This is a genomic window from Weissella viridescens, assembly GCF_003862435.1.
GTDB classification, from domain to species: Bacteria; Bacillota; Bacilli; order Lactobacillales; family Lactobacillaceae; genus Weissella; species Weissella viridescens_A.
In genome coordinates, this window is the sequence record NZ_RHGY01000007.1 from 87,511 (window position 1) to 96,227 (window position 8,717).

Annotated in this window: 11 protein-coding genes; 5 read left to right on the forward strand and 6 right to left on the reverse strand. The window is 40.7% G+C overall.

What is annotated here, in order from left to right:
• Positions 1 to 60 precede the first annotated feature (60 nt).
• On the reverse strand, positions 61 to 603 hold the full coding sequence (locus tag D3P96_RS06770) for a GNAT family N-acetyltransferase (protein ID WP_185696114.1): 543 nt from the start codon (positions 601 to 603) through the stop codon (positions 61 to 63).
• Positions 604 to 714: 111 nt separating this feature from the next.
• Between D3P96_RS06770 and D3P96_RS06775 the strand changes: the two genes are divergently transcribed.
• Positions 715 to 1,509, forward strand: a complete 795-nt coding sequence (locus D3P96_RS06775; protein ID WP_124943620.1) for an SDR family NAD(P)-dependent oxidoreductase — start codon at positions 715 to 717, stop codon at positions 1,507 to 1,509.
• Between the two features lie 34 nt (positions 1,510 to 1,543).
• Here the strand turns inward: D3P96_RS06775 and D3P96_RS06780 are convergent, their stop codons facing one another.
• Together D3P96_RS06780 and D3P96_RS06785 are read right to left on the reverse strand one after the other, a co-directional pair.
• Complete coding sequence (locus D3P96_RS06780) at positions 1,544 to 2,026, reverse strand: hypothetical protein (RefSeq protein ID WP_124943621.1); 483 nt, start codon at positions 2,024 to 2,026, stop codon at positions 1,544 to 1,546.
• Between the two features lie 164 nt (positions 2,027 to 2,190).
• The gene (locus D3P96_RS06785; RefSeq protein WP_124943622.1) at positions 2,191 to 2,760 is read right to left on the reverse strand and encodes a TIGR00730 family Rossman fold protein; all 570 of its coding nucleotides are present in this window, start codon (positions 2,758 to 2,760) and stop codon (positions 2,191 to 2,193) included.
• Between the two features lie 57 nt (positions 2,761 to 2,817).
• On the opposite strand from D3P96_RS06785, the gene D3P96_RS06790 reads away from it, so the two are divergent.
• A complete protein-coding gene (locus D3P96_RS06790; protein WP_124943623.1) occupies positions 2,818 to 3,144 on the forward strand; it encodes a MazG nucleotide pyrophosphohydrolase domain-containing protein in 327 nt (108 codons plus the stop codon).
• Positions 3,145 to 3,176: 32 nt separating this feature from the next.
• Here the strand turns inward: D3P96_RS06790 and D3P96_RS06795 are convergent, their stop codons facing one another.
• The 3 genes from D3P96_RS06795 to D3P96_RS06805 all read right to left on the reverse strand — a co-directional run bounded on the left by D3P96_RS06795 (position 3,177) and on the right by D3P96_RS06805 (position 5,887).
• Positions 3,177 to 3,761: a pentapeptide repeat-containing protein gene (locus tag D3P96_RS06795; protein ID WP_124943624.1), complete on the reverse strand. Its 585-nt coding sequence runs from the start codon at positions 3,759 to 3,761 to the stop codon at positions 3,177 to 3,179.
• Positions 3,762 to 3,793: 32 nt separating this feature from the next.
• Positions 3,794 to 4,744, reverse strand: coding sequence for a dimethylarginine dimethylaminohydrolase family protein (locus tag D3P96_RS06800; RefSeq protein WP_124943625.1), 951 nt, complete (start codon positions 4,742 to 4,744; stop codon positions 3,794 to 3,796).
• 108 nt (positions 4,745 to 4,852) lie between these two features.
• Positions 4,853 to 5,887 (reverse strand): linear amide C-N hydrolase, encoded by a 1,035-nt coding sequence (locus D3P96_RS06805; RefSeq protein WP_124943626.1) that lies wholly within the window; start codon positions 5,885 to 5,887, stop codon positions 4,853 to 4,855.
• 221 nt (positions 5,888 to 6,108) lie between these two features.
• Here D3P96_RS06805 and D3P96_RS06810 point away from each other — a divergent pair, with 221 nt between their 5' ends.
• The 3 genes from D3P96_RS06810 to D3P96_RS06820 all read left to right on the forward strand — a co-directional run.
• Positions 6,109 to 6,987, forward strand: coding sequence for a ketose-bisphosphate aldolase (locus D3P96_RS06810; protein WP_124943627.1), 879 nt, complete (start codon positions 6,109 to 6,111; stop codon positions 6,985 to 6,987).
• 187 nt (positions 6,988 to 7,174) lie between these two features.
• Positions 7,175 to 7,774, forward strand: a complete 600-nt coding sequence (locus D3P96_RS06815; protein WP_185696115.1) for a cadmium resistance transporter — start codon at positions 7,175 to 7,177, stop codon at positions 7,772 to 7,774.
• Between the two features lie 124 nt (positions 7,775 to 7,898).
• A partial coding sequence (locus D3P96_RS06820) for a CDP-glycerol glycerophosphotransferase family protein (protein ID WP_185696116.1) occupies positions 7,899 to 8,717 on the forward strand: 819 nt, incomplete at its 3' end.

Here is an 8,717-nt window from a genome sequence, read left to right on the forward strand (position 1 = left end):
AAAAAGAGGCCATTGGCCTCTTTTTTTGTACAAATTTTAAAAAAAATTTAAATGGACGATTTAATCTGCCAATTTTGTATAAAGGAATACGTCACGATATTCGCCCTCATTGATGATCTGGTCTTTTAAAGTGGCTTCGTAGGTGAAACCAGCATGTTCAGCTACAGCAATACTCTTTTCATTAAGCGTGTCGATTTCAATCGTGAGCTTATGAAAGCCGAGGTCGGTTAATGCACGTTGTGTTAATTGTTTGACGGCTTCGGTCATGATGCCGAAACCCTGATACGTTGGATCTAACCAATAACCAATTTTGGCATGATGAATTTCTGCCTCAAGATCATGTAAATCGATGGTACCAGAAGGATGACCATCAACGAGAATGACCAGTGACAGTAACTCATATTGGGCATTCTTCATGCGGGCATCATTAATGAATGCTACTTCTGCTTCAACTGAATCAGTTGTGGTAGCCCAAGGCAACCATTTTGCGAATTCAGACACATGTGTTTGAATAACGTTAAACAATGCGGGCGCATAAGTACTTTCTGGGAAAACTAATTGCACTAGGCCAATGGGTGTTTCGAATTCGGTAAAGACAAACATAACGAAACCCCCCTTAATAAATGTAATCGAAATTGTTGATGTGAGCATGTTGTTTACAATAAGTAAGTGTGTTACGCTGATTTAACTAATTAAAAGTAAGAGGTAAGGGAAATGGATTTACACTTAAAACATAAAACAGCGCTAGTGACAGGCTCAACTAAGGGGATCGGGCATGCCATTGCCGAAAGTTTAGCACAAGAAGGAGTAAATGTCATCATTAATGGACGTCGCGTAGAGACGGTCACGCAGGTACAAAGTGACTTACAAGCACGCTATCCTGAGGTAACCGTTGATGCCGCACCTTTTGACTTGAGCCAAGAAACGGAACGCGCTGAGCTTTATGAACGATTTCCTGACATTGATATCTTAGTCAATAACATGGCTATTTTTGAAGAGGCGACCTTTGCGGGGTTGACTTTAGAAGATTGGCGTCATTATTTTGAAGTGAATGCGGTTTCGGGGATTGCCCTGGCAAAGTTTTATTTACCACGTCTTTTAGAAAAGGATGCCAATGGTCGCATTATTTTTATTGCAAGCGAAGCGGCTGTGATGCCTAGTCCAGAAATGCCCCATTATTCGATGACTAAGGCGATGAATTTAAGTCTGGCAAAGTCTTTGAGTATGCAGACGGCGGGAACGACGGTGACAGTGAATACGGTCATGCCAGGGTCAACTTTAACTGAGGGCGTGCGCAGTCTATTAACGAGTTTGTATCCTGATGTGACAAGTTTAGCTGAACAAGAACGTTTATTTATGTTAAATAATCGGCCCACATCGACGATTCAGCGGTTAATTAAACCTCAAGAAATCGGAGATTTTGTCACGTATGTAGCGAGTCCCAAAGCCGGAGCCTTTTCAGGAGAGGCGTTACGGATGGATGGCGGTATCGTACCAACGATGAATTAATAAAAAAGCGGTCCCCATTGGGCCGCTTTTTGTATTACTCGTTACCAGCATCAGTTTGGTCGGTGGTACCATCAGATGTGGCTGGTGCGACATCACCGTCGGCAGTTGCAACAACTGTACCATTTTTAAGACCAGCCAAGCTTTCCTTTTCATACTTTGTCAAAGGAATGTCATTCTTTTTGGCTGACTTAAGTGCAGTAGTCATAGGAACCCCTTGTTGATCGTGGAGATAGCCAACGTAAGATGTGCCATACTTCGTCATAAACGCTGATAAGCTAAGCTTCTTAGCATCATCTTTGACAGGGTTGGTTGATGCACTCACAGATGTTGTCGTTGCAGTTGACGACTCAGAGGAGCTATCAGCTTTGGCCAGACTCTTAGATGCGGCTTTATAAGAAGACTTTTGTTGCGCTTTGGCTTCAGCACGCTGCTTATTCTGGGTTATGCCGTAATAGGCTGTGGCAGCACATACTGCAAATACCGCAATGAGCATAAAAACAATACCATTTTTTTTCATAACCTATTTCTCCTATAGAACGGGTTTTCAATCAATGATTATTATAGCTGAGCTTAGCGTGTTCACAAAGTTAACTACTGTAATACAACCTTTTTTTAATATTTTTTACATAAATTAATGGACTTTTAGTTAGGAATTGTCGCAAAGCAAGCCGTAGGACTGCTTTATTTTGTATATTGACGAATACGTGGTGGTTCATAGTTTTCCATGAATTGGAACATGTTAGGTAAATTATCAAAGAAACCAAGTTTATCAAAATCAGCTTGCGTTAGAAATTCTGTCTGAACCATGGACATGAACATGTCTTGAATGGGTTGGTAAAAGTGGTTTACATCATAAAACACACAAGGGTTATCATTGTCGCCGATTCGGGCCCAAGAAAAGGCTTCAACAATTTCTTCCAAAGTACCAGGCCCACCAGGTAAAGCTATACAGCCATCTGCCTGGGCTAACATCTTTTGTTTACGGACTGACATGTTTGGGACAATTTCTAAGTCTGTTAGACCAGGATGCGCGGCACCACGATCATAAAGGTTTTGCGGCATAATGCCATGGACAATACCACCATGATCCAAAACAGTTTGAGCGAGCAGTCCCATTAGGCCAACGCCACCACCACCATAAACAAGCTCTAGTTGGTGTTCCGCTAACCAGGTGCCTAAAGCGACAGTTGCTTGCGCATAAGCTGGCTCATTTCCAGTTGAAGCGCCACAATAAACAGCAATTTTTTGCATAATTCGACTCCAATTCATGTATTATTGAAATATAATATATCATACATGGAGGCGCTTATGGACTTAGATACACATAAACAATGGTTAACGCATTTTTATGCTGAGCGAGGCTGGTTACAGCTTTCGTCATCCCGACGGTTGAACTTTTTAACTGAAGAAGTTGGGGAACTTTCTCAGGCAATTCGTCGTTTTGAAATTGGGCGAGATCATCCGGGAGAAAAGCCACAAACAGTAAGTGAAGAGAAAGCACATATTGTGGAGGAGTTAGCTGATGTGTTGGATGAAGTGCTGATTTTTTGTGATAAGTTTGGAATCGAGCCTGATGAACTCTTGCAATATAGTGAAGATAAGTTAAAGGGACGCTTTAAGTCCGAGACAAACTAAAAGACGCACACCAGTGATGGCGTACGTCTTTTTTATTTGATTTTAACGCCAAGGTTCGTCATGAAAATGGCTGCCTGGGCTTGGGTAAGTGAACAACCAGTCATGAGTTCTGGTGAGAAGACTAGACTGTCAAAGGTACTATTCGAAAAATCAACGCCTTTTAGTGGCGTGCCACCAAAATCAGCGCCATCCATGGTGCAGTCATTGAATGTTGTTTTTTTAATAGCGGATAAATTTTGGAAGTAGCTTTCAGTGAGTGGCGTTGACGTGAAATTCACATTGGTCATTTTTGCCTCAGAAAAATTAGCATATAAGGCATGGCAATTTTCATACTGTACATCTTTTAACTGTGCTTGGGCGAAGTCTGTACCGACTAAACGACAATTCTCAAAATGCGTGCGATAAACGATGCTAGTTGACCAATCCATATTTGAAAAATCACAGTGGTTAAAGCACACATCTAAAATTTCACTTTCAGCAAAATCAATATCTGAAAAGGTACATTTTTCAAATGTCATCGTATCTAGTCGAATGAGGCTACCATCGTCATGAATTGTGCAATTTGTATACGTACTACCATAAATCAAGTCGGTAAATGTTAGGGTTTCATCATGCATGGGTTAGTTCATCCTTTGGTGTATAGAGTGACTTAAAATCTTTGTAAGGGTTGTGTGGTACAGCGGAAGCTTCCGCCAAACATCCGCGAAATTTGGTAGTCCAATGCAGTGACTTGAATACCATGGTCCTCAATGCGGGGAATCAAATCAGTAAAGGCGCTATCAGTGATATAGGTATGATCATCTAATGGGAGGCCGTTGCACATAAGTTGTGTGGCTTGGGATAGGGTAACCTCAATATGTTCCCAATTTTTAAGAATATCAGGTATGCCATCCAAGAAGGCTTCTGGACAAACAATCATTAAACCAGGTCGCAATAAACTGAGTGCGCAATCAAGGTGTAAGATATGGGGATGCAACTTAACAGGAATGACATGATAATCAGAGCCAAGTGTCTCGGATAGCCATTGAATGCCTGTTAGGTCACTGGCTAAACCAGAATAGCCAACTAATACATCATGACCTAGTACTAAGACGTCACCACCTTCTAAGTATCCTTGGGTCACTGAAAGATAAGGTGTGTGGGCGACTTGTGTGGCGGACTCTAAATAGTCGTTAATGGTATCAATTTCATGTTTACGATGAGGTAAGCGTAGATTACCCTTGATAACAGCTGAGCCAATGGTGAAAAAGGGATCACGCACAAAAAAATTGCTATAGCCATCACCTGAAGTTATCCCGTGGGCTTTTTCAGTTTCAGTGAGTCGTCGTGGGCGAATAACATCAATCTGATGCTGTTGAAAAATGTTGATTAAGTTTTGCTTTTCAGTGAGCCACTGTTGATTGAGCTTAGGGTAGGCCGTCGCAAAGTCTTCAGAATAATGGCCAACTTCGATATCAGCGTACTTTTCATCCAAAAAATCATATTCGCCATTATCAAGTTCGTCATAGACTGCCTTACTGGAAAAGGCGAATTCAGATTGCGCTAGAACGACTTTTTTGAGTGGAGCAAATTCTGAAATAACGTTAATTGTGTCTGACATACGGATGTAATTCCCTTCGGTGGTTTTTACACCATTATAACAGAGACCTTCAGGCGTAAATAAAAAGCAGGTAACGTTTTAACACGTTATCTGCTTGTTTTATTTTAATTAAATGGCATGGAGCGTATGAGCATGCACACTTGTATCCAATTCAGTGAATGTAATTTCAGTAACGTCAGGGTCAATGCCCATTGATGAGATTGCTAGACCCGTAATTGGTTGGGCATAGGCGGTCCGGTTAGCAAGATCATAACCTACCCAGTAACGTGACGCATCAGTGATGGCGTTTTGTGGATCAGCATGTTCAAGACCGCGGGGGATGATTACTGAACGGAAAGCAGCATACAGGATGTTGATCCCGTCTTTCGCTTCAAAGGCATCCAGATTGTTTGAAATCAAGCTTGCTCGAACAAAACGTGAGACAGAGGTATAGTCTCCTGGAAGCCCAAAGAAACCATATCCGGTACCGTTCTCGATGGGAGTGAGGTTCACATGATTAGCGCCTTTAAGTTGCTTTGGTTGTGTGACATCATTTGTGTCTAAACCAATATAGTTGTTTAAGTTCGTTTGGTGCCAGCTGTATTCAGGGCTGTTTGTTGCAACACCAGAATATTCGTACAACTTGAATGAGCCTGCCTCAACTGGTTCAAGCACAATGCCATCTCCAGTTTCATCAACGAAAATATAGTGGGCAGGAAGCTTTACTTTAAAAGTGCCAATCACTTCAGGTTGATCACTCAATGCAAGCTTTTGGTAATTATCACGAATTTCTTGAACACTGGCGAATTGTGTTAAGACATATGTTACAAATTCTTCAGCAATAACAGGCTTTTGGCCACGCTTCTTAATTTCATCAGCTGGAGCATGTGTACATTCCATAAGAACTTGAATGTCACCAGCCAAGCCTTTTTCGTTAATACCATCATACATAATTGATGTATTAGTTGGGGCCATCCCCACGGCAGCATACTTTGTCGTCCAGTTATCACCAGAACTGTGTACCTCGACATCACGAGGATAAGTCACAAAACTACTTGGAGCAGGGGCGGTTGGTTCTTCACCAAACATCCCAGCGGCTAAATCCATTGTCCGTCCCCAAAAAACTTCTCCGCCGGTAGCGGTCAAACGAATACCTGTACACATATCATTCTCCTCCGAATTATCTTAAGAAATTAAGTAATATGTCTATTATAATATTTTTTTAATTAAATTAAAATACATACGTAAAAGTACGTCTAATTAATGCATCATGAAAGCGTTTAGATTTTCCACCAAAAATGTTATTCTATAGTTGGTACAAAAATAAATGGTGCAATTTCAAACGCTGTTAAACACGTAACTATTTAAAAAAGAGGTAACAAAAGATGATTACAAATGCGATCGATATGCTACAAAAAGCGCGAGCAGAACATTATGCGGTGCCTGCCTTTAACGTTAACAATTTGGAATGGGCTAAGGCAATTTTATTGGCCTGCGAAAAAATGCAATCACCTGTTATGATGCAAGTCACAGGTGGTGCTGCAAAGTACATGGGTGATTTCAAGGTTGCCCATGATCTTATCGCCGATATGTATGATGCCCTAAATATTACGGTACCAATGGCAATTCACCTTGATCATGGAACTGAGGCCGATGTGCATGAAGCACTTGATGCGGGATTCACATCAATCATGTTCGATGGTTCTGCTTTGCCATTAGATGAAAACGTCAACAAGACTGCAGAAATTGCTAAGCTCGTACATGCACAAGATAAGCAATTAGAAGCTGAAGTTGGAACAATTGGTGGTGAAGAAGACGGAATCATTGCTGATGGTGAGATTGCTTCATTAGACGATACCCTAAAAATGGCTGAAACTGGAGTTGATTCACTTGCGGTTGGTATTGGGAACATCCACGGTAAATATCCGGCTGACTGGAAGGGGTTGCACTTGGATCACTTGAAGGCCATCACTGATATGCTTTCTGATAAGTTAGGCCGTGAATTACCACTTGTCTTACATGGTGGATCAGGGATTCCTGATGATCAAATTCAAGCAGCGATTAAACTTGGGATTGCCAAGGTCAACGTCAATACGGAAGGGCAATTAGCTTTCCACACGGCCATCCGTGACTTTGTCCTTTCAGACAAAGACTTAGAAGGTAAAAACTATGATCCTCGCAAATTCTTAGAACCCGGAACAGAAGCGGTTCAAGCAATGTGTGAAGATCGTATTAAGGTATTTGGCTCACAAAATAAAGCTTAGTAAACGAGACATGTACTAGCAGGTGCATGTCTTTTTTTATTGCACAAAGATTAATATTGAAGACGTAGCATTAGGGGATAACACTCGCTTGCTGTTATTTTGTATGATTCAAATTAAAAAATGGTACAATAGTGCTATGCACCGCATGTTCTTTATGCGGTTAAAGATATGAATGTGGAGAGAAAAAATGATACATTTTATTGTTTCAGTGATTGTTGCTTTTGTGAGTAGTAATCTAGATGATTTAGTTATTTTGACAATTCTTTATGCAGAGGCGACAACACGTAAGCAACGTTGGACAATTCTGTGGGGCCAATTGTTAGGAATTGGGGCAATCTTGTTGTTGAGTATTGCCTGTGTGACGATGTTACATGCATTTAACCTGAATTATTTGAACTTGTTGGGGATTTTCCCATTGTTGATGGGGGTGAATGGCTTCTATAAGCTCTACAAGTCAGATGAAACAGCAAAGCAGGATGCAAAGCGACACACAAAAATCCAAAAGACGGCGCAAAAAGCGACTGGCTTAACACTCGGAACAATCATGACATTGACTGTTTCAAACGGTGCCGACAATATGGGTATCTATATCCCATTGTTTAGTAAGTATTCAAATACCCAAATGTGGGGTGTGCTCTTACTCTTTGTGATTATGATTCCAATCTGGTGTTGGATTGGTGAAAAAATTGCTGATCTACCTGTCATTAAGAATTTCGTCCAAAAGTATCAAAAAGTCTTGGTGCCAATTATCTATATTGGCCTAGGTCTATATATCTTATTCACATAAATGTGTTTTCCATGGCGAGCTCTGCTCTGTACATGGTAAAATTTAGAATGGAATCGCTTGAAAAAGTTGGTCTAAGACAGTAAACAGACCTGAAAAAGAATAAATTAGAAATGTAGGAAGAAGTATGAAACTATGGTTGTTTGGCTCATATAGTTGGCAAGGAAATCCAAAAGCGTTGTTGATGTACATGCAAAAGCATAATACACAGACCCATGAAGTCTGGTGGGTGGCAGATACGCGCGAAGAGATGAAGCTTGTTAAAAGTCTTGGTTACAAGGCAACGTTAGCTAGTTCAGACAAGGCTGCCAAATTGTTTGCACGCGCCGATGTTTATGTGACTGAAAATTTCCGTGAAAAATATCCTGATCACTTAAACCCACAAGCCATTATTTTGAATCTTTGGCACGGCGTTGGATTGAAACATATTGAATTGCGACTTGGTGCTGAATCAGCTTTGGCTGATGGTATCGTCAAGAAGTATGTGCGGAATTATCCGCTCTATAAAAATAACCTCAAATTTTTGGCAACGTCCGAGGTCATGGAAAAACATTTCATGGAGGATATGCCATTAGACGAAAAACAAATCATTAAAGGTGGTTATCCGCGTAATCAGGTTTATCGTGATCCTGAGATGAGAACGGATCACGGCGCCCTTAACTTTATTGATGATTTTGATTCAGTTTATTTATATGCGCCAACTTATCGTTATAAGGATGTTAATGGATCATTTAAACAACTTCTGCCTGATTTAAAGGCTGTTGCGGATAAAATGGCAGAACAAAATGGATTATTCATCTTAAAGCTACATCCATTTATGTTAAAGGACCCAGAGTATCAACAAGCTAAGGCCGAATATGCAAATCATCCTAATTTATTGTTCTGGGATGATAAATATGACGTCTATGAAATTTTCAATAAAATTACGGTCGGTATTATTGATTAT

Excerpts from the sequence above, each read along its gene's own strand:
- D3P96_RS06770 (WP_185696114.1), bottom strand. The coding sequence starts at position 603 with ATGTTTGTCTTTACCGAATTCGAAACACCCATTGGCCTAGTGCAATTA.
- D3P96_RS06775 (WP_124943620.1), top strand. The coding sequence starts at position 715 with ATGGATTTACACTTAAAACATAAAACAGCGCTAGTGACAGGCTCAACT.
- D3P96_RS06780 (WP_124943621.1), bottom strand. The coding sequence starts at position 2,026 with ATGAAAAAAAATGGTATTGTTTTTATGCTCATTGCGGTATTTGCAGTA.
- D3P96_RS06785 (WP_124943622.1), bottom strand. The coding sequence starts at position 2,760 with ATGCAAAAAATTGCTGTTTATTGTGGCGCTTCAACTGGAAATGAGCCA.
- D3P96_RS06790 (WP_124943623.1), top strand. The coding sequence starts at position 2,818 with ATGGACTTAGATACACATAAACAATGGTTAACGCATTTTTATGCTGAG.
- D3P96_RS06795 (WP_124943624.1), bottom strand. The coding sequence starts at position 3,761 with ATGCATGATGAAACCCTAACATTTACCGACTTGATTTATGGTAGTACG.
- D3P96_RS06800 (WP_124943625.1), bottom strand. The coding sequence starts at position 4,744 with ATGTCAGACACAATTAACGTTATTTCAGAATTTGCTCCACTCAAAAAA.
- D3P96_RS06805 (WP_124943626.1), bottom strand. The coding sequence starts at position 5,887 with ATGTGTACAGGTATTCGTTTGACCGCTACCGGCGGAGAAGTTTTTTGG.
- D3P96_RS06810 (WP_124943627.1), top strand. The coding sequence starts at position 6,109 with ATGATTACAAATGCGATCGATATGCTACAAAAAGCGCGAGCAGAACAT.
- D3P96_RS06815 (WP_185696115.1), top strand. The coding sequence starts at position 7,175 with ATGATACATTTTATTGTTTCAGTGATTGTTGCTTTTGTGAGTAGTAAT.